Raw genomic sequence first — 25781 nt, 5'->3', positions numbered from 1 at the left:
GGTCCCCGCACCCGTCCGCCTCGAAGAACGCACCGCCGGCTCCACCGTCGGCACCAAAGCCATCCTCCGCACCATCCGCGACACCCTCGGCATCTACACCCGCCACCACGGCAACCGCAGCTACAACGCCCGCGTGCAGGGCCTGCTCGGCGGCCGCATCCGTCACGGCGCCGTGACGGTGCGCACCTTCTGAGTCCGCTGCGCCGCATGGGAAAATCTCCGGATGACCAGGGGCGTTCTAGCTGACTTCCTGCGCAAACGGCGCGAGGCGCTGTCCCCCGCCGAGGCGGGCGTGCCGTACGGCACCCGGCGGCGGACCCCCGGGCTGCGCCGCGACGAGGTCGCCGTACTGGCCAACATGTCGACCGTCTACTACGAACGCCTCGAGCGCGGCCGCGCCCCCACCCCCTCCGCGGCGATGCTCGCCGGGATCGCCGGAGCGCTCCGCCTCAGTTCCGACGAGCGCGAGTACCTGTATCTGCTGGCCGGCCAGGCCGCTCCGGCCCGCGCCGCGACGGACACCGCGGATCCCGGCCTCCTCGCCGTGATGCGCGCGTGCGCGCCGACGACGCCGGCGTTCATCTGCGACGACCTCGGCACCGTGGTCGCCCAGAACTCCCTCAACGTCGCCCTCTTCGACCGGTTCACCGGCCTGCCCGGCTGGGAGGGGAACCTGGTCTGGCGCTGGTTCACCGACCGGCACTGGCGACACGTGCTCGAGCCGCCGGAGCAGCACACCGACGCCGGCCGCGCCTACGTGGCGGACCTGCGTGCCGTCGTGGCGCAGCGCGACGAGCCGGCGTCCAGGGCACTGCTGGCGGCGCTGCTGGCGGCGAGCGACGAGTTCGCGGCGATGTGGGACGAACACCGGGTCGCCGCGCTGCACTGCACCGGCAAGGTGGTGCACGACCAACGGGTCGGCCGCCTGGAGCTGGAATGCGCCGTCGTCGCGAGCCAGGACGGCCACCAGCGCCTGCTCATCCTGCACCCGGTCGCCGGCACCGGCACCACGGAACGGCTCGCCAGCCTCGTATCGATGGTACGTGGCTAGCGTCCGGCCGCTTCCATAGCTTTGCCGCGTGACTAACGTTGTGCTGGTACACGGCATTTGGCATGGTTCCTGGTGCTGGAGCCTGGTGACCGAGGAGCTGGCCGCGCGGGGCATCCACTCCGTCGCCGTCGACCTGGACGGACACGGCCTCAAGCTCCGCTCCCCGGCGGCCCTGTTCGGGCGGCCCTTCGACCCCGCTGCGTTCGCAACCGAACCGTCGCCGCTGCGCGACGTCACCGTCGCGGGCTCCGCCGAGACCCTCGTCGGGCAGCTGCGCCGCATCGGCCGGGGCCGCCCGTCGATCGTCGTCGCGCACAGCGGCGGGGGCGCGGTGGCGACCGCCGCGGCCGAACTCGCGCCGGAGCTCTTCGCCGACCTGGTGTACCTGGCGGCGTTCGCGCCGGTGAGCGGCGTCCCGGTGGGCGTCTACCTGGCCACCCCGGAGAACGCCGGCGAACGGGTGAACGGCCTGCTCGCCGCCGACCCGGCGGCCGTCGGCGCGTTCCGGATGGACCTCGGCACCGCGGCCGGACGGGCGGCCGCGCGGGAGACGTTCTACCACGATGTCGAGGAGCGGCTCGCCGAGGCGGCCCTGTCGTACGTGAGCCCGGAGGGGCCGGCGGCCATGGCGGTCGAGACGCTGACCGTGACGCCGGAACGGTACGGATCCGTGCCGCACAGCTACATCGTGTGCACCGAGGACCGGGTGGTGCCGGCGGCGTTGCAGCGCCTGTTCGTCCGGGAGATCGACGCCGTCTCGGCGAAGTCCACACGCGTCGTCGAACTCGTGTCGTCGCACTCGCCGTTCCTGTCCATGCCGGGGAAGCTGGTCGACGCGATCATCGGGTGAGGGTGTTGCGGCGGACCTCCGGCTCCGGCCGGTTGGCCCGCCGCGCCCACCACGCCGACAGTTCCCGCCGATGCTCCACCAGGCCACCGACGACCAGCAACAGGAACGACAACAGCGACGCGGCGAGCCCGTATCTCAACCACCGCCACGGCTTGTACTCCACGACGGCCTCGCCGGCGCCGAGATACACCGCGATCGTGCCCGCCGCGGTCGGCTTCCCCGGTCCCCCGCCGAACTGCCACCCAGGCGACCACTCCTCGGGAATCACCGCCCAGCCCGCGTCGCCCGGCTCGACGACCCACCGCGTCGAACTCACCCGGCGCAGCTTTCCCGACGTCCGTGACGGCACCGGGCCCTCCGCGATGCCGCCCGGAATCATCGCCTCGGTGCCCAGTTGGTCGGCCGCCGCCAACCCGACGGACTCGTCGTAACCGCCCACCCGGGACGAGACCACCCGGCCGGTGCCCACCGCGTCGACCCGGTACAGGTCGAGCTCGTCGGTGCGCAGCACCGGTTTCAGGTCGGCCTGCTGCTCCACCCAGCCGTACGGCGTGGGATCCCGGTCCCGCGCCAGGATCACGTACTCCACGCCGAGCGGGGCGAGCAACCGTCCGAAGTGGACACCCCCGCCGCCGGAGGCGATGAGCTTGTCCATGTAGGCCATGCGTTTCGAGGTGGAGTTGGTGCGCAGCGCGCCGATCTCGACCGCGTCGCTGGAGAGCACCGGGCGCCGGAAGAACGCCGCCGCCGGTGTCGCCACGGTGCGCCCGTCCGTGAACCCGAACGGCTGATACCCGTGCCACGGAAGGAAGAGCACCGCACCGGTCCCCTCCCCCATCTCCCGGTCGGCCTGGTACCACGCCTGCGGATACCGGCTGGCCGAGATGGTGCCGCCGAGCCCCCACAGCAGGGCGGGCGCCACCGCCGCGATGGCCAGCCACGCGGCGAGCACCCCGTACGTGGCGGCCAGTCGCGGCGCCCAGTGGTTGTGCCGGTGCGCGAGATACACCAGCCCCTCGACCGCGCCACCGACCGCGACCGCGTAGCCGATGACCGCCAGGGCCACCCACTTCTGCTGTTCGCGCATCACCTCGAAGAGCGGGACGTAGCGGAACGCAAGGCGGTACAACGCTCCGGCGGGGCCGTCGATCCCGGCGCCGAGCACGAGGCCGACCGGAATCAGCACGGCGATCGGCGCACCGAGGTTCGGGTCGCGGCGCGACAGCAGCACCGCGCCGACGATGACCGCCGCGACGACGGCCAGCAGCAGGCAGGCGCCGAGGGTCGGGTTCAGGTAGTCGCGGGGCAGCTCCGCGCCGCCGCGCCAGAAGCCGTGCAGCGACGCCACGGTCACGAGCAGGCCGCCGGGGCCCGATCTGGTCGCATACGCCGTCAGGTCGAGTTCCGTGACTTTCATCGTGGGAACGCGATTGAGCAGCACAGCCACCGCATACAGATACACGGCTCCGGCGGCGGCCACCGTCATGGCCGTTCGACGAAGATCGGACCAGCGGGGACGCGGCAGCAACATGACCGCGAGCAGTGCCGCCCCACCCAGAAACGCCCCGTGCGGACCGACCACCATCGCCAGCGCGTACCACCCGGCCGGCCGCGCCGCGAACGTCTTCTCCTTGCGCCGGGCGTGCACCGCCGACGAGATGAGCCACGTCAGGATCGCCACCGACAGCAGGAACGACACATGCCCGGCGCGGATCCGCTCCACCACGAACGGATTGCAGACCATCAGCCCGGCGGCGGTGTATCTGCGCCACCGGCCGCCGCCCGCGAGCGCGGAGGCACCGGCCGCCGCCACGGGGAAGTACACCAGAATCAACAGCCACGCCGTCACCTGTGAACCCACCAGGTCGCGCAGATACTGCGTGGCAAGGCGGTACGGCATGGCGTCCAGCGCCGTGGGGTCCAACCCGTACAGGCCGGGCGTGACCGCCTGGTCCGGGCCGCTGACCCAGTCGAGCAGGATGAGATAGCCGCCCCGGGTCCACGGCCACACGACGACGATGCCGGCCAGCAACCCGAACACCGCCGTCTCCGCCGTGAGTCGACTGGCCAGGCTGCCCCGGCGGGAGATGCCCCCGAGGACCGGCCTGGTCAGGACCGTCATGTTTCCCCGGCTTCGCGGATTCTGCGCCTGCTTGCGTGTGCGGCCTCGATGACGGCGTTGAGCAGCGGGGTGAGGGAGTCGACCGGATCGGTGTCGCCGCTGGTGTCCACGACGATCTCGGCGTAACGCGCGGGGTGCTCGGCGAGCAGGCGCCGGTAGCGGGTCTGCTGCGCCTCCTGTTCGGCGCGCGGGCGTTCGGGCTTGCGGGCGTGGATGACGTCGATCGGGGCGTCCGGCAGGACCAGCACATCCGGTGCGGGGACGAGGCGTTCGGCCACCCAGGACGCGAGCGAACCGGGCCACGGCGACTCGCGCAGGTCGTACACCCAGCGGTCGGCGATGACGACGCGGCGACGGGAGAGGTGCGGCGCCACGGTGCTGGCGTAGCGCCAGAGGTACTCGGCGGCGTAGAACCAGGCGCCGGCGCGGCGCAGGAACGGCTTCTCCAGCCGGCCGCGCGTGCTGACGGGGTGCTCGTGGCCGGCCGAGCGCGGGGTGCCGGACTGCGCGCGCTGTGCCGGGTCGCGGGTCGCTTGTCCGGCGACTCCGCGGGCGCCGGAGTCGCCTACGGTCGGCGCGTGCCTCCCGGCCGTGCCCGCGGCGGGCGTGTGGTTTCCGGCGTCGTTTCCGGTCGGCGCGTGGTTTCCGGCCCCGCCAGCGGCGGGCGTGTGGTTTCCGGTCCGGTCCGCGGCGGGCTCGGCGGGCTCGCCGGGGGCGGCTTGCGTGTCCGGGATGCCGAGCAGGCGGCGGGCCAGCGTCACGCCCGGGAGATTCCCGCGGGCCATGCCGAAATACGCCGTGGCGGTCGGCAGCCCGAAGCCGCGCAGCCGCGCGTCGAGGCGTTCGGCCACGGTGGACTTGCCCGCGCCGTCGGTGCCGACGAACGCGACCACCACCCCGCGCACCCGCAACCCGAGCGGCCCGGCGGCCGGCCCGGCGGGGACGACCGTGCGGCGCTGCTCCCACGTCGCCGGCAGGTTCGCCGGGGCGAGCGTGCGCGTCGCCAGCCGGATCCGGGCACGGCGGGGCAGGGTGGGATGCGGCGGTGCGCCGTCGAGCGCGGCGAAGAGGTCACCGGTGACGCGCGTGCCGAGCTGACCGGCGAGGCGGTGTCCGAAGAGGTTGCGTTCCGGCGCGTCGACCGTGGCCCACGCGGCGCGGGCCTCGGTGAGGCGTTCCGGGGCGGGGAGCCGACCGCGTAGGACCGGCCGCACGAACAGGTCCGCGACGGCCGCGACACCTTTGAGCCGGTGCGCCTCGGGGTCGACCTCGATCTCCGGGGCCGGTACCAGCAGCACCGGCCCGACCCGCAGGTCCCCGCAGGTCACGTCGACGACGGCGGGGCCGGTGGCGGTCTCGAACGCGAGGCTGATGTGCTGCAGTCTGCGCGGGTGCCGGGCGACGGCTACCCGCGCGCCGTTCAGTTCGCCGAGGAACCGGCCGTCGCGGACCAGGTCCGCGTCCACCCAGAGATCGAGGTCCTTCGGGCCGGTGTCGTGGATCCAGCGTTCCGGCGCGTCGGCCGCGCCCTGCCAGGCCCAGCGGCCGGCGCGTGACGCGGCATCGGCCGCTGCGGCCAGTACGACGGCGCGGTCGGGGCGGTGCTCGCGCGAGGGCGAGAGGTGGTGGCCATTCATTTCCTCCTAGCATGAACCGTTTTCGGGTGTCTTACTGGTGTTTCAGAGCTATTTGGTGACCGCTTCGGCGTCGGCCGAACGCTTCTGGCGGCGGCCGATCGCACCGGCCACCACCACGCCGGTGAGCACGATGCCGGCGTACCACGGCATCAGTTCGATCAGGCCGCGCGAACTCGCCTTGGGCGGCACCGCCGCGAAGAGTTTTCGTGAGGCGCCCGACGGCGCGCGGCCGTCAATGATCACACTGGCCCCGGGTTTCCCGGCCGCCGCGGTCGTCACGGGCGCCTCGATGCGCACCGTGCCGTTCTCGTCGGCGTGCAGCGAGATCCACGGCTCATCGCCGACCTTCACGCTCGCCGGACTTTTACCGCGGAACCCGATGCCGATGATTTCGAGGCGCGAGTTGTCGGCCGTCCACGCGATCCGCAGGTCACCGGAGCCCGTGGCGTGCTTCTGTGGTGTCGACGAGGTGGTCGGGATCGACAGCAGCGCGGCGCCCACGGCGAAGGCAACCGCGAGGTAGGTCACCCAGCGGCTGTTCCGGAGTGTGGTTGCCAGAACTCGCATGTCATGAGCATGCACCGTCGGCCCTTCCCTGCCGATGGATTGGAGGAACGCTTGCCACAGCCCTGAGCGCCGCTTGAACTACGGGCCCGCGACGCGTCCGACCACGAAGGGAACGTGAACGAGTGACGGAGAACCCGCCGACCGGCAACCGGCTGGTGCGCCTGGCCGTGGGTGCCGCACGCGGCGCGGCCGCCCCGCTGCTCGTCGCCGTCGCGGTGCAGAGCATCGGCAACCTGGTGTTCCACGCCGTCGTGGGGCGGACCCTGGACGCGGACTCCTACGGGGCGCTCGGCGCGGTGCTGGCGGCCATGACGATGCTGAGCGTGCCGGTGGGGGCGTTGCAGGCGGCCGCCTCCGCACTGGTCGCCGGGCGGCGTTCGGCGCTGTCGACCACGTACCGCGCGCTGCGTTCGGTGGCGCTGTGGACCGCCCCTGCGGCGGCCCTGGTGCTCGTGGGCGCGCCGGCGGTGCAGCAGTACTTCCACCTCGACGCGCTCATCGACGCCGTGCTGCTGGCGCCGTACCTCGTGACGACGGCGGTGCTGGCGGCCGCCCGGGGACTGCTGCTCGGCCATCGCAAGCTGGGCACGGTGGCGGGCACCTACCTCGTCGGGACGGCCGTGCGGCTCGCGCTGGGGTTGGCGCTGGCGGCGCCGTTCGGGGTCACGGGCGCGCTGGTGGGCACCGTCGCCGCCGAGGCCGCCTCGCTCGTTCTCGCCGTCATGGGGCTGCATCCCGGCGCCTCCCGCGACGCGCCGCCGCGCGTGCTGAAGCTGCAGACCGTCACGCTGGCCGCGGCGGCGGTCACCGGCCTGTTCCTGTTCTCCTCCGTCGATCTGCTGATGGCCCGGCACTATCTGCACGGCGACGCCTCCGGCCAGTACGTGGCCACCGCCACCGTCGCCAAGACCGTGCTGGCGTTGCCGGCCGCGCTCATGTCGGCCGTGTTCCCCCGGCTGGTCGCCGCGTGGCCGCGCGAGGGACGGATCCGCGCCCTCGCCAGCGGCGCGGCCATCGTCGTGGCACCGGCCCTCCTCGGCGGCGCCGTCGTCGCCCTCGCCCCCGCCCTACTCATGAAGATCCTTTATGGGAACGGCTTCCCGGGCTCGGGACCACTCGTGCAACTCCTGTCGGCGGTGGCCGCAGTGACCTCGATGGTCACGGTGCTGACCTACGCCGCGCTGGCCCGCCGGGCCGGCACCATCGCGATGGCGTGGGTCGGCTCCGTGATCGAGGTGGTGCTGATCCACGCCCGGCACGACACCCCGGCCGACATCGCCACCGCTTCGGTGCTGGCGCTCGGGCCGACCCTGGTGGCGCTGGCGGTCATGGAGGTACGCGCCTGGCGCCGCCCCCTCCCCCAAAAGGCTCAGGTTCCGCCCGCAACGGCCGATCTGCGCCGCTGAAGTGGCTACAGGGAGGCGGTCGGCGTGCGGATCCTGGTGCTGAACTGGCGCGACCTCGCCCACCCCGCGGCCGGCGGCGCCGAGGTGTACACCGAGCAGGTGCTGCGCCGGTGGGTCCGGGAGGGGCACGACGTGACCCTCTTCGCGGCCGCCGTCCCCGGCCGGCGCGCCGTCGAGAACGTCGACGGCTACACCGTCGTGCGCGGCGGCAACCGGTACGACGTGTACCGGGAGGCACGCGTGTGGTGGCGCCGGCACGGGCGCGGCCGCTTCGACGTGGTGATCGACGAGACGAACACCGTGCCGTTCCACGCGCTCGAATGGGTCGACGACGGCGCGCGCACGATCGCCCTGGTGCACCAGACGTGCGAGGAGATCTGGCACGTCAACGCCCCGTTCCCGGCCGACCTGCTGGGCCGCTACGTGCTCGAGCCGAACTGGCTGCGCCGGCTGGGCCACGGACCGATCCTCGCCGTGTCGGAGTCCACCCGGGACGCGCTCGCCCGCTTCGGCGCACACGACGTGCACGTGGTCCCCGAGGGCTACGAACCTCCGCCGCTGCCGGCCCACCCAGCCAAGGAGGAACGCCCCACCGCGGTCTTCTGCGGGCGCATGGTCGGCTACAAACGACCGCTCGACGTGATGCGTGCCGTGGTGCAGGCCCGGCGGGAGGTTCCGGACCTGCGGGTGTGGATGATCGGCGGCGGCCCCGACCTGGAACGCCTGCGCGCCATCGCACCGCCCGGTGTGGAGTTCCTCGGGCGGGTCAGCGAAGAGGTCAAGCACGATCGGATGGCGCGGGCCCACGTGCACCTCGCCACCAGTGTGCGGGAGGGCTGGGGACTGGTCGTCTCGGAGGCCGCCGCGCTCGGCACGCCGACGATCGCGTACGACGTTCCGGGGCTGCGTGATTCCACCCGGGCCGCCGGCGGAGTGGTCGTGCCGCCGCACCCCGACGCACTGGCCCGCTGGCTCGTCGAGCTGCTCCCCCGTTGGCAGGGCGGCATCCCGCCGGTGCCGTACGGCGGAGCGCACTCGTGGGACGAGGTCGCCAAGACGCTGTTCCACGCGGTCGACGAGCACGCCCGGATCCCGCATGGGCATTAGGGACTGGCTCGAACGTCGCCAAAAGCCCGATCCGGAGGTAGCGGAACAGTGGGCGCAGTATCGCGCGGCCATCCGCGAGAACCGCCTCCAGGATCTGCCCGGCGTGCAGCAGCCCGCCCCCGAACAGCAACACGCCATGCCGGTCAACCAGCCCGGCGCCTACGACCACCTGATCGCCGACGACGACTCACCCGTGGTCGAGCGGCCGGACGCCCTCGACGAGCCCCCGTTCGAGCAGCCCGCCTTCGGACAGCCGGGCGTCTTCAGGCGGCCCCCCTTCGATCAGAACGCCGTGGCGCGACCGTTCGAAGAGCCCCCCTTCGGACGGCCGGACGCCTTCGAGTGGCCACGGGACATCGAGACGGCGACGCCGCATGCGCCGGGCGCTGACCGGTCCACCGGCTTCGACGAGCGGGGAGAGCGGCCCCGGGCGGCCGAATCGGCTGCGCCGCCCCACCCGTCGACGGGTTCCCGGAGGCCGACGCTGCCGCGCCTACCGGCGTTGCCGCGACCGACGTTGCCCGCGTGGCTGCGCCGGCCCACGGCACCGGCCGAGCCGACACCCGAACCCACAGCAGCCGACCAGCCCACCGTCGTCAACCCGCCCGCCGCCATCGACCAGCCCGACACCGTCGAGTTCGCCGCGGCCATCGAGCCGCCGGCCGTTGTCGACCCGTCCGACACCGTCGACTCCCCCACGACCATCGACCCGCCCGCCGTTGTCGAACCGCCCACAGCCATCGGCCCGCTCGACGCTCTCCGTCCGCTCGCGGCAATCGACCAGCCCGCCGTCCTCGACCCGCCCACAGCCTTCGGCCCGCCCCACGTCGTCAAGCCGCCCGCCGCAGCCGAGCAGCCCGACGCCCTCACCGAGCCGGCACCCGCGCCCGGCCCGGTATCCGCGCACGGGCCGATGCCCCAGGACGATTCGGCTTCCCCAGGCGAGGCGGCCTTCCCGCAAGAGCCGGCATCGCCGAATGAATCGACGTCCCCGCACGGACCGGTGACCCCACACGGGCCGCTGCTGTCTCCCGAGCCGGAGCCCGGACCACAAGCACTTCACGAGCCCGTGAGCGTGCACGGCGACACACGACCGTCGCAGGGACCGGTGACGCCCGGACCATCGGCTTTCCCGCACCCGCCGCAACGGCCCGGCCCGCCGGTGGACCTCAGCAAGCCCAACGCTTTCAACCGACCCGCGACCCGGCAGCACCACACACCCGCGCCGGAGCCGTCGGCACCACAGGCCCCGCCGCCCGACCTTCCCTCGACTCACGAACCCGTGGACTTGCGCAAGCCCGTCAAGCTACGCAAGCTCGCACCGGCACCGAAGCCCGCACCGGCATCGGCACCCGAGTCGACGCCGCAACCCTCCACGCAAGCGACAGCCGAGCCGGCCGAGCACGCGCCGCAGTCGACCGCGCCCAAGAAAGCCACCCGCACCCGCAAGGCAGCACAGCCACGCAAACGCGCCCTGCCCCCCGAACCCGCACCGCCGACCGCACCAACGACACCGCCGCACACACCGGTACCACTGACCGAGGCAGCCACACCCGACGCGGCCCCGGCGGAAACGTCGGTGCGGCCCGCCAGGACCGCGGCGCCCGAGGCGACCCCGACCCTCGGACACACACCGCCGGCCACGACCGCGGCCCCCGACGCCGCCCCGCCGCACGGGCCCACACCGCCCGCCAAGACGACCCGGGCGCGCAAGGCCGCGCAGCCCCGCAAGCGCGCGGCATCGACCGCACCGGCCGTCCCGGATGAGGCGACACCGCCGACCGAGCCGATTACGTCACAGGACTCGACGACCGAGCCGGCACCACCGCCGCCCGCGAAAGCGACGCGCGCCCGCAATGCCGCCCAGCCGCGCAAGCGCACTACGACGACTGAGCCGTCCGACGGGACAACACCGGTAACGGATCCGGCAGCTCTCGCTCAGGCAACGCCGTCGGATTCGACGCCGCCCACCGAATCGACACCGCCGCCCGTCCCACCCGCGAAGACCACCCGTGCCCGGAAGGCGGCGCAGCCGCGCAAGCGCACCCAGCCGGCGGAGCCCACACCGACTCCGGAACCCGAACCGCCGCAGGACGCGACCCCCCAGGGCGCGACGCCGCCGGCCGACGCGATGTCGCCGACCGTCCCGTCGCCCCAGCCGGAACCGGCACCTCCCGCGAAGGCCACACGCGCCCGCAAGACCACAGCGCCACGCAAGCAGGCGACAGCACCGGCGGAGGCCGCCCTTTCACCGGCACAGGCGACGGTCGAGCCCACCCCGACTGCGGCGCTCCCGCAGGACGTGGCGTCCTCCGACGCACCGCTCTCGGCACCCGAGGCGGCGCTGTCCTCGGAGCCCGAGCCGCCGGCCAAGACCACCCGAGCCCGCAAGACCGCACAGCCCCGCAAGCGCGCGACCCCGGCCGCTGCGCCCACGACGGCATCCGGGCCCACCACGGAACAGCCTGCGATGCCACCGCGCGAGCCGATGGCGCAGGAGGCGACCCCGCCGCTCGAAACGCCAACGCCCAGCACGCCGACAGCAACACCGCCCATCGAGCAGACGCCGTCCCCGGGAGCGCCGTCGAGTGGGGAAACGCCAACCCCGGCAGCGCCATCAACCGAGCCCACGCTGTCGGCCGAGCCCGCACCCGCACCACCCCGCAAGGCGACCCGCGCCCGCAAGGCCGCACAACCCCGCAAGCGTGCGCTATCGGCCGACCCGACATCGCCACAGGCGCAAACGCAAACGCCGGACCCTGCCCACGGCGCCGAGGAAGCCCCGGCCGGCCAGCCGGAAAGCTCACGCAAGCCGGTAGACCTGGGCAAGCACAGCACCCTCCCGGCCCCCGTCGCGACGCCCGACGAGCCGTCGCCACTCGCGGCTCCCACACCGACGCCGCCGCCGCACGGAGCCGCTCCGCCCGCCGGACCGCCCGCGCCGGAAGCACCGGCACCCGAGGCACGGGCGTCGGAGGCGCCGACGCCGCAAGCGCCGGAATCCGAGGCGCTCCGGGACGAGCCCACACTCGAAGCCCCGGAACCCGAGGCCGAGGCAGTTCCAGTACGTGAGCCGGTGCTCCGGTACGAAGCGGCGGCCGCACCCGAACCGACGCTCCCGCACGAGCCCTCACCGGCGCTCGCGCCCGACCTGTCCCCGCCCCACGTGCCGACGCCACCGGCCCCTCCGGTACTGCTGCACAAACCTGAGCCGCAGTTCCGACGCGAACCGACGACACCGGCGACCCAGGATTCACCGCGAACCTCGTCAGAACAAGGGCCGTCGACGCGGACGCGCAGGCCGGCGCCGGGCGTCAATTCGCCCCGGCCACGCATGTGGACGCAGGCGCGCAGGCCGGCGTTCCCGCCCGAGGCCGCGCCGCCGACAATCGAGCCGGCGGTGGTGCGTGAGGTCGCGCAGCCTGCGAAGGTCACGCCCGGGCGTGATCGGGCCCAGCGGATAGAGCCGGCGCTGCTGCACGCGCCGGCGTTCCGGCATGCGGCGGCGCCGCCGTGGAGGCCCGCGCTGCGGGAAGCCGGCCCCGCGGTGGAGGCCTCTCGGGAACAGGCAGCACCGGCCGCTCAGGAACTGCCCGATGAGCCGACCGCACCGAAAGCGCTCGCCGAGCCCGGTCAGGCCGCCGCGCCGACCGACCGGGGCGGGCCGGTCCGTTCCCGCATACCGGCGCTGCAGCAGCTGCCGGCCTGGCTGCGCAAGCCCGTGCTGCCGCAGTTCGCCGCGCTGCTCCGCAGGCCGACCGCGCCGCCCGACCCGGGGCTGCACGGCAGAGCGGCCCGCACGCTGGACCCCACGCTGCCCAGGGAGCCCGCATCGGCCCCAAGGCCAGAAACCAGCCCGCAGACCCCCGGCCGCAAGACCGGAGCCGACCGGCCCGCGCCGATCCGCGATGCCGTCGCAGCCGCGCCCGCCACTGCAGAGCCGACGCCGAGCGCCCGGGCCGAAGCAGAGGCACCCGCGCACACGGTCGCTCCGGAAGCGGGCGTGCCCGCAGACACGGACCGCCGCGAGGTGGCCGCGCCGGCCGACGAGGCGCCGCAAACGGAAAGGCAGTCCGCCGGGGAGGCGCACGAGGCCGAGCAGCGCCCTGCTGAGGAGCAGGCGGAAGACGAGCCCGTCCGGGACGACGGGCCCGCGCCGAAGCGCAGGATCCCCATCCCGCCGTGGCTGGCGCGGCAGTTCCGGGTGCGGCTGGACTCGCTCGGCGAGATGAGCGTCAACCTGTGGCGCCCTCCCCTGGCGCTCGCCTCGGTGCTGTTCATCCTCTCCGGCCCTGCGCACGCGTTCGGCCGCATCGACGCCGTCTTCTACGCCTCGCTCGTCGGCGTCACGCTCGCCGCCGTCTCGGTGCCGCTCGGCCTCCTGGCCCTCCGCGTCCCCGAACCCGCTCCGCCCCCGGAAAAGCCGATCGAATCACCGGAAGGGGAACCCGCATGAGGGTGTCGTTCGTCGTTCCCACGCGGAACTCCGCCCGGACTCTCGACGCGTGCCTGGGCTCGTTGCGGGCCCAGACGCACGAGGATGTCGAAATAGTGGTGGTGGACAACGCCTCCAGCGACGGCACCGACCGCATCGCCCGACGGTACGCGGACAAATTCGCCGACCGGGGGCCGGAACGCAGTGCCCAACGCAACCACGGCATGCGCATCGGCTCCGGCGACGTGGTGGTGTTCATCGACTCCGACATGGTGCTGGAACCGCACCTCGCACACTCCATCGTGGACGCCTTCCGACGCGAACCCGACGTGGACGCGCTCGTCATCCCGGAACGCAGCTTCGGCGACGGGTTCCTGGTGCGCTGCCGCGTCATGGAGAAGGACCTGTACGTCGGCGACCCGGGAGTGGAGGCGCCCCGGGCGTTCCGGCGCGACGTCATCGAGGCGCTCGGCGGCTGGAACGAGGAGCTGACCGCCGCCGAGGACTGGGACCTGGCCGACCGCACCGCCGCATCGGGCGCGCGCGTCGGCCGGGTGAACGCCTGGATCTGGCACGACGAGGGGCACATCGCGCTGCGGACGACGTTCCGTAAGAAGCGCTACTACGGCCGTTGGATCGACCGCTACATGCGGATGCAGAAGGGCCGCGCGACGCGGAAGTTCACGCGGACGGCGCTGCTGCGGGATCCGTTGCGCCTCATCAGGCATCCGGTGTTGACGGCCGGGATGGTGACGTTGAAAGCCACCGAGGCGGCCGGCCTCGTGCTCGGCATCCGTGACGCGCGTAAGGCGGGGCAGCCATGAGTGAGGTCAGGCAGTCGGAGGTGCGTTCCCGCGACGGGGATCGCAAGGGGAACCTGCGCATCGCGCACGTCATCGCCGAGTTCTCCGCGAAGGAGGCGATGGGGCGCACCGTCGCCGAGACGGTCACCCGCGTCCCCGGCGAACATCACCTCGTGACGACCCGCGCGCACGACAGCGCCGACCTCTTCGCCGGAACGCACGAACTCGGCGGCGCGATGGCGACGTTCCCGATCGGGCGCACGAGCGCGTTGGAGTCCACATTGGACCGGATCCGGCCGGACGTGGTGCACCTGCATGCCGGCGCGCTCGGCCCGCTGCAGGCGGCGCTGACCGGACTGCGGCGGTTCCACACGATGCTGACGATGTACGCGTGGCCGACGGTGCCCGGGCCGCTGGCGTGGCGGCGGGCGGGTTGGTCGCAGATGCGCAGCTCGAACGTTCTGCAGCCGCGGGTGCTCCTGACGACAGTGCTGCCGACGTCGGTGGCCGCGACGGCGTTGCGCCGGGCGGGGGCCACGACGGTGCTCACGCCCGACCCGCGGGTGGCCCGGCGGCTGACCGGCCGGGCCGGGATCACGGTGCGGCGCCTGGCCTCCGGCGCACCGAGCGACGAACGCCGGGCCGTGTACGACCCAGAGAATCCGGTGGTGGTGTTCGCCGGGCGGGCCGAGACGGTGCGCGGACTCGACACGCTCCTCGCCGCGTGGCCGGAGGTGCGCAGGCACGTGCCGCGAGCGACCCTGCGGCTGCTGCTGATCCCCCGGCCGGAGCTGCCGGACATCCTGCGCCGGGCGGGCGGGACGGAGGCCATCGAGGTCGTCACCGAGCCGGTCCCGGATCTGCTGGCGGAACTGGCGAACGCGACGGTCGGCACCTGGCCGTTCAAGTTCGACTACACCACCTCTCCCCCGGCGATGGCGGTGGCGGAGGCGATGAGCGTCGGACTGCCGGTCGTGGCGACCGACGTCGCGTGCGTGCGCGCGGTCCTGGAGCCGAACGTCAACGGCATCGCGGTGCCGCCCGCGCAACCGGGCGCGCTGGCGCGCGGCATCGTGCGGCTGCTGACCCACGAGCCCACGTGGCGGCGTTACGCCGAGGCGGGGGTGGAGTCCGTCCGGCACCGGCTCGGTTGGGACCGCGCGGCCGAGGTCACCGCCGAGGCGTACGCCGGCGTGAGCGGCAGGGGCGCCAAGGAGAGGTGAGCAAGCCGAGTCGGCGACCGGCCGACCGACCCGGACGGGCCAACGCGAAGCGGGCGAAGCGCCATCGGCCGCTGCCCGCACCGCGCGGCGCGGAGCGGCAGCGCGCGCCCGAGCAGCAGCGCGGCCCGGCGACGGAGCACGGCACCGAGCAGACGCCCGGCGCCGCGCCGCAACACGCGCCGGAAACGAAGCGCGGCGCCAGGACGACACTGGCCGAGCGCGACCCGAAAGCGCCGACGGAGGCGGGCCCGGCAAAGAAGACACCGGCGAAGGAGGCGCCCGCAAAGAAGGCGCCGGCGAAGAACGGGACGAACGGCACGCACCAGAAGACCATCGCGAAGGGGCTGCTCGCAAAGACGTTGCTGGCGAAGGCCGCCCCCGCCGACGCCCCCCGCCGTCCGAAACCCCCACCCCCGCAGTGGCTCGTCGACCTCAGGGAACGACTGGCCTGGGCGTGGCCGCCGGAGCCCGGCGACGAGACCCCGGCGCAGAAGCGCCGCCGCCGCTGGCTCGCCGCGCGGCCGTACGTCGTCGTCTTCGCGATCTCGTCGTTCATCGTCAGCCAGTGGTTCCGCACGGGCACGTTCATCGCGACCGGGGACATGGGGGCGTTCATCCGGCGGGGGTGGGCTCCCGAGGTCAACTGGTCGTGGAACCACCAGATCACCGGCGCCGGCTCCGCCGGCTACACGATGGCGCGTGGGCCCGAGTTCATTCTCATCAACATCTGTCATTTTCTCGGATTGACCGAGTACACCGCCCAGTGGCTGTTCTACACGTGCATCTACGGGCTGGTGGGTTTCGGCGTGGCGTATCTCGCGGGCGCGTTCGTGCGCAGCGAGGTGGGCATCGTGGCGGCGGGCGCGTTCGGTGTCATGAACGGCTTCTTCCTCACCCGGCTGCCCAACCCGCTGAACATCATCTCCGTCGGCATCGTGGCGTTCATGACCGGCATCGCGATGCGGGTCGCGCTGGGCCGGCGGGTGCCGGCGCCGATCGCGGGCTTCGCGCTGATTCCCACGTCGTTCCTCGGGTTCAACCCGCCGATGCTCGTCGTGGCCTACGCGTGGGCGGTCGCGGGCACGCCGCTCGTCGCGGCGATGGTTCTGGGACGTCCCGCCGCCGTGCGCCTTCTCTGGTGGTTCCTCAAGGCCACGCCCTGGGTTTTGATATTGAACGTCTATTGGTTGGTGCCGCTGGCCCAGGGATACACCGGCGGCGGTGGCGCCACGGCGAACGCGACGTTCACCGACCCGACCAACTGGTCCTGGTCCCAGGTGAACAACCTGCCGCACAACATCCTCACGATGGTGGCCAACTGGGCCTGGTTCAAGCCGCAGTATCTGCCCTTCGCCGAGGAACTGGACCAGCCGTACTGGGTGTGGGTGCGCTACCTGCTGCCGGCGCTGGTGTTCCTGGCACCCGGCGTCGCCATCCGGGAGCGCCGCCGGGTGGCCCTGTCGCTGCTCGGCCTGGTCGTGGTCTTCGTGGTGCTGGCGAAGGGCCTGCGGCCGCCGTTCTCCGCGTTCAACATGTTCCTCTACACGTACGTGCCGGGCTTCTGGCTGTTCCGCGAGCCGATGAGCAAGCTCGGGCAGCTGCTCGTGTCGTTCTTCGGGGTGCTGCTGGCGGTGTACGTCGAGGGCATGCTGCACCGCATCCGGACGCGCCCGCTGACCCGCGACCCCGGCTGGTGGCAGCGGGGCGCCTACGGTGCGGTGTTCGCGCCGCTGATCCTGGCGCTGCTCGGCCCGTATCCCCTGATCACCGGCTCGGTCATCCCGGACGAACGCCCGACCCAGCCCTCCGCGCACGTCCGGGTGCCGCAGGAGTGGTGGGACGTCGCGGAACGCATCGACGCCGACCCGCGCCCGGGCAAGGTGCTGGTGCTGCCGCTCGACGACTACTACCAGATGCCGACGACGTGGGGTTTCTTCGGCGTGGACTCGATCGCGAACCTGCTCATCCAGCACCCGGTCGTGCAGCGCAAGCCGGACGGCTACTTCGGCGACGTGCCCGGGTTCAACTCGGACGTGCAGGGCATCGAGACCGCGCTGGTCTCCGGCGACCTGGAACCGGTGCCGCGCCTGCTCGCCGCGCTCGGCGTCTCCGAGGTGATCATCCGGCACGACCTGGTGCGCGGCCTGCCCAACCGCTACTTCGCCGACGACCGCGTGCTGTCGGCGGCCATGGCCCGCGTCCCGGGCCTTACGAAGGTCGGCGACGGCATGCTCGAACTGTGGCAGGTCGGCGACGGCAGCAGCCCCACGGTGCGCACCTACAACCGGGTCCTGAACGCGCCCGTTCGGCCCGACGCCGGCGCCGCGACCATCGCCACCGTCGACCCGTCGACCGCGATCGCCGCCCCGAAGGACACCTCCGCGCCGGCGCTGAGCCCGCGGGTGGACGACAGCGTGGCGTTCACGGACGACATCGTGCACTGGCCCGTCCCGGCCGTCGACAGCGGCGAGCCGACGAGTTCGTTCGAACTGACGGAGCCCGGCCGGTTCACCGTCGCGCAGCGCTCCCGGGCGCCGGCCGTGCTGACCCCGCGGGTCAACTACGCGGATCAGCAGCTGGTGCTGGAGGACCGCTCCGAGGTGCTGGTCGACGGGCAGGTTGTCTCCACGCGCCCGCCGCTCACGCTGCCGCTGCCCGAACGCCCGGTCGTCGCCGTGCGCGCCGGCACCCGTTCGGTGTCGCTGGACGGGTGGCGCGGTGCCGGGAAGACGGCCGACGCCGCCAACCGGCCCACCGTCGCCGTGGGCTCGGCGACCGAACTCACCATGTACACCACGTCGGCCCAGCCGGCCGAGGTGACGCCGTTCTCCGACGTCTACGACTGCAACAACTACGAGCCGCGACCTCGCCGCGAACTGGAACTGGACCGCCAGATCGAGGAGACCGACGAGGGGACGGTGGTGCGTCTGTCGGCGCTCGACCACGGCGCGTGCACGCAGGTGACGGTGAAGGACGCCAAGCCCGGGCGCACCTACCGGATCCGCCTGGAGTACCGCCAGGTCGAGGGCGAACGCCCGCAGATCTGCGTGTGGCAGATGGGCACGGACGGCTGCGAGCTCACCTCCCGCCCGGTGAACACGCAGGAGTGGACGCCGTACGAGCGGATCGTCTCCATCGCCGAGGGGGCCGAGGGCATGCAGATCATCCTGCACGCCGACGTCGGCGAACGGCTCAAGCCGCGCACCACCAGCGAGTACCGCGGGCTGCGCATCGACGCGCTCGACCCGGTGGAGACGACGACGGTGTGGCCGCCGGCTGTGGCGCCGGTGTCGGTCGACCTCGCCGCCGGTTCCCACGAGATCAAGGTGACCGGAGGGCTCGCGGGCAGCGTGCTGTCGCCGTTCGAGCCGCTGGCCGACTGCTTCCGCTACGACGACCAGACCCCGGACGAGGCGGGTCTCACCAGCCGGCAGGACGTGGGGCCGGACGGCGACGTGACCTACACGCTCGGGGCCGTGCGGCACCTGGCCTGCATCGCCGCCACCGCGCCCGAGTTCGGCGCCTCGTCGCTGTACGAACTGTCGATGGAGGCGCGCAGCGTCGCCGTGCGCAACCCGAAGTTCTGCGTGTACCTGCGCGGGCCGGACCGGTGCCGCACGATGCCGACGGTGGCCGTGTGGGACGGCTGGACGCCGTACGAGGCGCTGTTCCCGCCGGACCCGTCGGCCGTGGAGACCCGCGTGTACCTGTACGGGCTGCGCGACATCGCCGAGAAGCAGCAGTCGCAGGTGGAGTACAAGCAGGTGAAGCTGCGGCCGGTGTACACGACGAGCACGGTGGTGCTGGTCCGGGAGGCCGAGGGTGAGCTGCCGCCGCCCGCCGAGGTGCGCTGGCACAAGGAGAACCCGGCGAACTTCGCGGTCGAGGTGCCGGACCCGCGGGGTTCGTATCTGGCGCTGGCCGAGAACGCCGCACCGGGCTGGCAGGTGCAGGGCGAGAACGGCAACGCGACGCCGATCACCCTCCAGGGCTGGATGAACGGCTGGGCGATCGACGGCCCGGTCGACGCGACCCTGGTGTACACCCCGTCGCGGATCTCCCGGTTCTGCCTGTACCTGCTGCCGATCGGCGTGCTCGCGTCCCTGGCGTGGATGTGGCACGGCCGGCGGTGCCGCATCAACGGCGTCGAACGCCTCAGCCCCAGGGCGATCCGGCGCTGGAGCACCCGAGCGCTCACCCACGCGCTCGCACTGATCCGGAGGAGGGCGGCGTGACGGAGGAGGAGAAGGCACCCGCCGCGGCCGCGCAGCCGCCGCCGAAACGGAAGGACGTCGGGACCGAGCGGTGGTCGCCGCTGCCGTATCTCCTGCGCGCCTCGCGTTGGGTGCGCGGCTCCCGGCCGGTGCGCTGGTTCCGGAAGGACAAGCGCGCCCAGGCGGCGCTGGCGACGTTCCTCATCATCGTGATCGGGATCGTCTACCTCCTGCTGCGCGACACGGACGGGCCCACGACGATCCGCGCGGTCGCCGCCGGTGACATGGCGTGCGACCCCGACGATCCGCTCTTCCTGGCGAACTCCGACGCGGAGGGCGGCTACTGCCGGCACGCCGAGGTCTCCGAGATCGCCGCCGCGATGAACCCGGACGTGCTCCTCGGGCTCGGCGACTACCAGTACGAACTGCCCACCGCCGACGCCTACCGCGACGTGTACAACCCGTCCTGGGGCCGGCTGCGTAACCAGACCATCCCGGCGTTCGGCAACCAGGAGTACAAGGTCCACGAGGCGAACACGTTCACCGCCTACTTCGGCGAACGGGTCCGCGACCCCAAGGGCTACTGGTCGCAGGACGTCGGCAGATGGCACGTCGTCGTCCTGAACTCCAACTGCACCTCCGTCACCGGCGGGTGCCTGCGCGGTTCGCCGCAGCAGGAGTGGCTCGACGCGGACCTGTCGGCCAACCGGAAGAAGTGCGTCGTCGCGCTCTGGCACCATCCCCGCTTCTCCAGCGGCCTCGGCGGCTCCGACCTGCGCACCAAGGACCTGTACGCCACGCTGTACGAGCACAAGGCGGAGCTGGTGCTCTCCGGCCACGACGCCGACTACGAGCGCTTCGCCCGCCTCGACCCGGACGGCCGGCCGAACCCGCACGGCGTGACGCAGTTCGTCGTGGGGGTGGGCGGTCAGGCGCACTACCCGCGCGAGGACGGCTCGCCGGCGCCCGAACTCGTCGGCGAGCACGTCGACTACGACCACTCCGGCGTCCTGGAGCTGACCCTGATGCAGGACCGGTACCGGTGGGCGTTCCACGCATTGGGGGCCGCCGAGGACGGCGTCAGCGTCGCGATCACCGACCAGGGCGAGGCGATGTGTTTTTAGTCAGGTCCCCCGACGACGGGCCGATGGGGAGATGTCCTGCCGTCGGAGGGGTCGTCGCATGGGGTACTCGGCACGCACGCTGGTCACGACGGCGCCGGTGGCGGCCGCGCTGATCGACGCCGACGGGCGGGTGGTGGCGGCCAACCCCCGGTGGACCGGCGCGGCGGTCGGCGACGTTCACGCCGGTGAAGGAGCGGTGCTGCCGGGGGCCGGATACGCCGCGCTCTTCGCCGCGCTGCGCTCGCCGGGCACCGAGACGACGATCTGCCGGCACGATGAACCGGGCGACGACCGCACGCTGCGCGTGGTGCCGGTTCAGGACGAGGCCGGTGTGCCCGGCTATCTGCTGACCGTCGAGCACAACGCCCTGGAGAGCTGTCCGGCCTGCGGCAACCCGCTGCCGAAGGAGCCGCACGTCGAGCCGGTGGCGCACGAGGAGCACGTGCCGCTGGAGTCCGTCGACAGCGCGAAGTCGGAGTTCCTGGCGCTGCTCGGGCACGAGATCCGCACGCCGGTCAGCGCCGTCGTCGGGCTCGTGGACCTGATGCGCGCGCTCGCCCTGCCGCAGGACGTGCGGGAGGTCGTCGACGGGGTGCACCGTTCGACCCAGTCGCTGAAGGTGCTCATCGACGACCTGCTCGACCTGGCCCGCCTGGAGACCGACCGGCTGGAGCTGACGTCGCAGCCGCTGTCGCTGCGCGAGCTGCTGGAGTCGGTCGCCGAGCCGCTGCAGGAGGAGGCCCGCCGCAAGGGCATCCTGCTGCTCGCCGGGACCGCGCCGGCCCTGCCGCCGGTCGTGCTCGGCGACCCGGCCCGGCTGCGGCAGGTGCTCACCAATCTGGTGGGGAACGCCGTCAAGTTCACCGATGCGGGTGAAGTGGTGGTGAGCGCGGAACCGCTGCCGGACGGGCAGATCCGGCTGATGGTCACCGACACCGGGCGGGGGCTGGACACGGCCGACCGGGAGCGGCTGTTCGCGCCGTTCGTGCAGGCCGATTCCTCGGCGGCGCGCCGGCACGAGGGCGCGGGGCTCGGCCTCGCCGTGGCGGCCCGGCTCGTGTCGCGCATGGGCGGCTCCGTCGAGGTCGACTCGGAGGTCGGCGCCGGTACGCAGTTCCGCGTCACCGTGCCGCTCGTGGCGGCCCCCGCCGACGGTGTGCGGGCGGTGCCCGTTCCCCGGCTGGTGGTGAACCGGATCGGGCTGGTGGCGCCGACGGCCCGTTCGACCGAGGTGTTGTCCTGGCTCCTGAACGCCGCGGACGCCGAGGTGGTCCCGACGACGCTGGACGCGGTCATGGACGGCACGGCGGGTTTCGACGCGGTGCTCTGGTGCGACGACGCGCACGACCCGGAGGCGGTGCGCCGCGGCGACCGGGTGATGGCGGCGGTGGGGACGCACGGGCGCGCGGTGATGCTGAGCACGACCGACCCGCGCACCGGTGTGGTCCGCGGCCCGTCGCTGATCACCGCGCCGATCACGTTGCGCCGCCTGGTTTCCGCCGTCAACGCCGAACGCCGTGGCGTGCGCGGCGCGCCGATCCCGGTCGCTCCCCTGCCGGCCGGCCGGATCCTGCTCGCCGAGGACAACGAGGTGAACCGGGGCGTGTTCCGCCGCATGATCCAGCTGCTGGGGCTGGAGTGCGACGCGGTCGGCGACGGCGCGGCCGCGCTGACCGCGGTGCTGGAGGCGGCCGAGCCGTACGACGTCGTGCTGATGGACGTGCAGATGCCGGGCATGGACGGCCTGGAGGCGACCCGCAAGATCCGGGCGGCCGGGGCGACCCTGCCGATCCTCGCGCTGACCGCGACGGCGCTGCGCGGCGACCAGGAACGCTGCCTCGACGCCGGCATGAACTCCCACGTCAGCAAGCCGATCACGCTGCCCGAACTGCGGGCCGCGCTGGAGCCGTACCTCACCGGGGAGCCCCCCGCCCCGCCGGCGCCGGAGCAGCCGGAGGAGCCCGACGAGCCCGTCGACGAGGTCCCCGCGGTCGACCTCAGCCGGCTGCGCGACCTGGAGGAACAGCTCGCCGACCGGCCGCTCGTCGTCACCACGGTCTCGACGTTCCTGACCGAGCTCGGCGGCCGGCGCACCGCCCTGTCCGCGGCGCTCAAACGCCTGGACCGGGACAGCCTGCGCGCGGCCGCGCACACGCTCAAGTCCTCCAGTGCCCTGCTCGGCGCCGACCGGTTGGCGGCCGCGTGCGCGCTGGTCGAACAGCGCGCCGCCGCCGCGGTGGAGATCGAGCTGGCGACCCTGGTCGAGGCGGTCGACCGCGCCGCCACCGGCACCGCCGAGGCCCTGAACGGGTACCTGCACGAGGTCGGCCGGTCGAACTGATGGACCGCATGCCGCTCGACAACATCATCCACTGGGACAGCGACCTCACGCTCGACGTGGTGGACTCGCTGGACGTCGGCGTGGTCGCCTGCGACGCCGAGGGGCGGCTGACCGTCTGCAACCGCTTCGCGCGGCGGCTGTTCCGCGTCGGCCCGAAGGTCGGCGACCCGCTGGAGGGCTGGCTGTCGCCGACCACGATGCTGGACACCGACGGCGTCACCCCGCTCCCGCACGAACGCTGGCCGCTGGTGCGCGCGCTGGCCGGCGAGACGGTGCAGGACGTGGAGTTCATCGTCGCGTCGCCGGGCTCGATCCGGCGCTGGGTGGTGGCGCACGGCCGCCCGGTCGAGTCGCCCGACGGGACCCCGCGCGGGGCGGTCGTCGCCATCCACGACATCACCCGACTGCGCGAGAGCGAGCTGAACCTGCGCGCCGCCCACGCCGAGCTGGAGGCCGCCAACGTCGAGCTGACCCGCACCAACGGCGAACTGGAGAGCTTCGCCGGCGTGGTGAGCCACGACCTGAAGAGCCCGCTGGCGACCATCCAGGGCTACGTGCAACTGCTCCCGCACGCGCACCCGGACGAGTTCGACGAGTTCGTCGAGGAGATCGCGCGCGGCGTCGAGAACATGCGCCGCCTCATCGACGACCTGCTCGCCTACGCCAGTGCGCCGAGCGCGCCGTTGAAGCTGGCGCCGGTGGACCTGACCCGGCTCGTCGACACCGTCGTGGCCGACCGGACGGACGTGCTGCGGCGCACCGGCGGCCCGGTGCCGGAGATCGCGGTCGACCCGATGCCCTCGGTCGTCGGCGACGTGGTGCTGATCCGCCAGGTCATCGACAACCTGGTCGGCAACGCGCTCAAGTACACCCCGCCCGGCCAGCAGCCGAGGGTGCACGTGAGCGGCTTCGAGGAGGAGTCCGGCTGGGTGCGGATCGAGGTCGCCGACCGCGGCATCGGCATCCCGGAGGGGCAGCACGAGCACATCTTCGAGAGCTTCCACCGCGCCCATCGCGGCGCCGGCTACCCGGGAACGGGTCTGGGCCTCACCATCTGCCAGCGCATCGTGCACCGGCACGGCGGCACCATCGGCGCACTGCCGAACCCGGGCGGCGGGACGCGGTTCTGGCTGACGCTGCCGGCCGCGGCCACGGCCGTGCGCTCCCCTGAGACAATCCGCACCCTCAGCAGGCCGGCGGCGTGAAAGCGGCTATGTTCGCACTGTGAGTGCACCTTTGCGCGGGCTGCTCGTCGACTACGGCGGCGTGCTGACCAGCGATGTGTTCGCGTCGTTCGGGGCGTTCTGCGCGGCGCACGGGCTGCCCGAGCACACCGTGCGGGACCTGTTCCGCGGCGATCCGGACGCCCGGCGACTGCTCGCCGACCTGGAGACCGGGGCCCTCGCGACGGCGGCGTTCGAGAAGGAGTTCGCGGCGCTGCTGGGGGTCGACGCGGAGGCGCTCGTCGCTCGCCTCATGGCCGGCGCCGTCCCGGACACCGCGATGCTCGACGCCGTGCGGGCCGCGCGCGAAGCCGGGCTGCGGACCGGACTCATCTCCAACTCGTGGGGCGCCGAACGCTACGACCGGGCCCTCCTCGCGGAACTCTTCGACGGGGTGGTCATCTCCGGCGAAGTGGGGCTGCGCAAGCCCGCCGAGGAGATCTACCGGCTGGGTGCCGACGCCGTCGGACTGGCACCGGCCGCGTGCGCGTACGTCGACGACCTCGGCGGCAATCTCAAACCGGCCCGCGCGCTCGGCATGACGACGTTCCTGCACCGCTCGGCCGCGGAGACGGTCCCCGCACTCGAACGGGCCTTCGGCGTCACGCTCTCCCGTTGACATGAGCGGGCTGGTTGCCGCCAAGCTGCTCGCCGTCTTCGCCACCATCGCGGCGGGGTGGGTCGCCGGGCGCACGCCGCTGTTCCGTTCCGAGGAGTCCGCGCGGCTGCTGTCGAACCTGGCGTTCTACCTCTTCACGCCGGCGCTGCTGGTGAGCGCGACGGCCCGCATCGACCTGGCCGCCCTGCCGTGGACCACGGTCGCCGCGTACTTCGGGCCGGCCGCTCTTCTTCTGCTCACCTGGTACGGGTGGAAGCGCCGGCGCCGGCCGGGCCATCCCGCGGCGCCGTCGGTGCGGGCGCTGACGTTGACGTTCAGCAACACGGTGCAGCTCGGCATCCCGGTCGTCACCGCCATCTTCGGCGCGGACGGGCTGGGCATTCTGGTGACGCTGATCAGCGTGCACGGGCTGGTGCTGCTCACGCTCGCCACCGTGCTCGCCGAATCGGACCTCGCCCGCGTCACCGAGGAGGGGCAGTCCCGGCCGCCGTTGCGTTCCACCATCGCCACCACCGCGCGGCGCACGGTGATCCATCCCGTCACGCTCCCCGTCCTCATCGGACTCCTGTGGAACGTCACGAGCCTGCCGATACCCCGTCCGGTCGACGAGACGCTGAGCCTGCTTGGCCAGGGGGTCGTCCCGGTCAGCCTGGTGACGATCGGGCTCACGCTCGCGCACTACGGCATCGTCGGCAACCGGCGCCGGGCGCTCGCGCTCTCCGCCGGCAAGCTGCTGGTGATGCCGGCGATCGTCCTGCCCGTGGCGTTCGCGGTGGGGCTGCGCGGGACGCCGCTCGCCGTGGTGGTGCTCTGCGCCGCGCTGCCGATCGGGGCCAACGCGCTGCTGTTCGCGCAACGCTACGACACCGCACAGGCCGAGACGACGGCCGCGATCGTGACGTCCACGGTGGCGTTCGCGGCCACGGGTCCCTTGTGGCTGCTGGTCGCGGGTGCCCTCTAGTCCGTTTTCGTGGCGCCCCTTGAGCTTCGGTTGAACGGCTCTTGAGCCGCGTTCGGCCGTTCTGTTGACAACCGTGCGGCACCCGTCGCGACACCATT

Annotated in this window: 17 protein-coding genes; 14 read left to right on the top strand and 3 right to left on the bottom strand. The window is 73.0% G+C overall.

From position 1 onward, the window contains the following. From Val02_RS17245 to Val02_RS17235, 3 genes are all read left to right on the top strand, one after another. On the top strand, positions 1-193 hold a 193-nt coding region (locus Val02_RS17245), incomplete at its 5' end, for a hypothetical protein (RefSeq protein ID WP_203900073.1). A 30-nt stretch (positions 194-223) separates the two neighbouring features. Continuing rightward, positions 224-1051: a helix-turn-helix transcriptional regulator gene (locus Val02_RS17240; RefSeq protein ID WP_203900072.1), complete on the top strand. Its 828-nt coding sequence runs from the start codon at positions 224-226 to the stop codon at positions 1049-1051. A gap of 28 nt (positions 1052-1079) precedes the next feature. After that, entirely contained in the window at positions 1080-1901 is an 822-nt protein-coding gene (locus tag Val02_RS17235; protein WP_203900071.1) for an alpha/beta hydrolase, read from the top strand. Here Val02_RS17235 and Val02_RS17230 read toward each other — a convergent pair. From Val02_RS17230 to Val02_RS17220, 3 genes are read right to left on the bottom strand one after another with little or no spacing between them, the layout of a single operon-like run. Next, positions 1891-4023: a hypothetical protein gene (locus Val02_RS17230; RefSeq protein WP_203900070.1), complete on the bottom strand. Its 2133-nt coding sequence runs from the start codon at positions 4021-4023 to the stop codon at positions 1891-1893. The genes Val02_RS17235 and Val02_RS17230 overlap by 11 nt on opposite strands. Beyond that, positions 4020-5660 (bottom strand): thymidylate kinase, encoded by a 1641-nt coding sequence (locus tag Val02_RS17225; protein WP_203900069.1) that lies wholly within the window; start codon positions 5658-5660, stop codon positions 4020-4022. Before Val02_RS17225 ends, Val02_RS17230 begins: the two co-directional genes overlap by 4 nt. A gap of 48 nt (positions 5661-5708) precedes the next feature. Beyond that, complete coding sequence (locus tag Val02_RS17220) at positions 5709-6227, bottom strand: hypothetical protein (protein WP_203900068.1); 519 nt, start codon at positions 6225-6227, stop codon at positions 5709-5711. A gap of 122 nt (positions 6228-6349) precedes the next feature. Here Val02_RS17220 and Val02_RS17215 point away from each other — a divergent pair, with 122 nt between their 5' ends. Genes Val02_RS17215 through Val02_RS17165 form a run of 11 tightly spaced genes read left to right on the top strand, consistent with a single transcriptional unit; the run spans position 6350 to position 25683 of the window. After that, positions 6350-7633: an MATE family efflux transporter gene (locus Val02_RS17215; RefSeq protein WP_239153059.1), complete on the top strand. Its 1284-nt coding sequence runs from the start codon at positions 6350-6352 to the stop codon at positions 7631-7633. A 24-nt stretch (positions 7634-7657) separates the two neighbouring features. Further along, positions 7658-8740 carry a glycosyltransferase family 4 protein gene (locus Val02_RS17210; RefSeq protein ID WP_203900067.1) on the top strand — a complete coding sequence of 361 codons (1083 nt, stop codon included), beginning with the start codon at positions 7658-7660 and terminating at the stop codon, positions 8738-8740. Then, positions 8730-13196: a hypothetical protein gene (locus Val02_RS17205; protein ID WP_203900066.1), complete on the top strand. Its 4467-nt coding sequence runs from the start codon at positions 8730-8732 to the stop codon at positions 13194-13196. Before Val02_RS17210 ends, Val02_RS17205 begins: the two co-directional genes overlap by 11 nt. Continuing rightward, on the top strand, positions 13193-13999 hold the full coding sequence (locus tag Val02_RS17200; RefSeq protein WP_203900065.1) for a glycosyltransferase family 2 protein: 807 nt from the start codon (positions 13193-13195) through the stop codon (positions 13997-13999). The genes Val02_RS17205 and Val02_RS17200 overlap by 4 nt, the downstream gene beginning before the upstream one ends. Beyond that, positions 13996-15201 (top strand): glycosyltransferase family 4 protein, encoded by a 1206-nt coding sequence (locus Val02_RS17195; RefSeq protein WP_239153058.1) that lies wholly within the window; start codon positions 13996-13998, stop codon positions 15199-15201. Before Val02_RS17200 ends, Val02_RS17195 begins: the two co-directional genes overlap by 4 nt. Beyond that, positions 15198-19436, top strand: coding sequence for a hypothetical protein (locus tag Val02_RS17190; protein WP_203900064.1), 4239 nt, complete (start codon positions 15198-15200; stop codon positions 19434-19436). The genes Val02_RS17195 and Val02_RS17190 overlap by 4 nt, the downstream gene beginning before the upstream one ends. Continuing rightward, on the top strand, positions 19433-20539 hold the full coding sequence (locus tag Val02_RS17185; RefSeq protein ID WP_239153055.1) for a metallophosphoesterase family protein: 1107 nt from the start codon (positions 19433-19435) through the stop codon (positions 20537-20539). Before Val02_RS17190 ends, Val02_RS17185 begins: the two co-directional genes overlap by 4 nt. 58 nt (positions 20540-20597) lie before the next feature. Next, positions 20598-22880: an ATP-binding protein gene (locus tag Val02_RS17180; protein ID WP_203900063.1), complete on the top strand. Its 2283-nt coding sequence runs from the start codon at positions 20598-20600 to the stop codon at positions 22878-22880. Then, positions 22880-24085: a sensor histidine kinase gene (locus tag Val02_RS17175; RefSeq protein ID WP_203900062.1), complete on the top strand. Its 1206-nt coding sequence runs from the start codon at positions 22880-22882 to the stop codon at positions 24083-24085. Before Val02_RS17180 ends, Val02_RS17175 begins: the two co-directional genes overlap by 1 nt. 19 nt (positions 24086-24104) lie before the next feature. Next, on the top strand, positions 24105-24722 hold the full coding sequence (locus tag Val02_RS17170; protein WP_203900061.1) for an HAD family hydrolase: 618 nt from the start codon (positions 24105-24107) through the stop codon (positions 24720-24722). A 1-nt stretch (position 24723) separates the two neighbouring features. Further along, positions 24724-25683, top strand: coding sequence for an AEC family transporter (locus Val02_RS17165; protein ID WP_203900060.1), 960 nt, complete (start codon positions 24724-24726; stop codon positions 25681-25683). Positions 25684-25781: the final 98 nt, after the last annotated feature.

Origin of the sequence: Virgisporangium aliadipatigenens, from assembly GCF_016863615.1 — a bacterium.
Lineage (GTDB): Bacteria > Actinomycetota > Actinomycetes > Mycobacteriales > Micromonosporaceae > Virgisporangium > Virgisporangium aliadipatigenens.
Note: the sequence above shows the minus strand (reverse complement) of the source record. Positions and strands in the feature narration are given on the sequence as shown.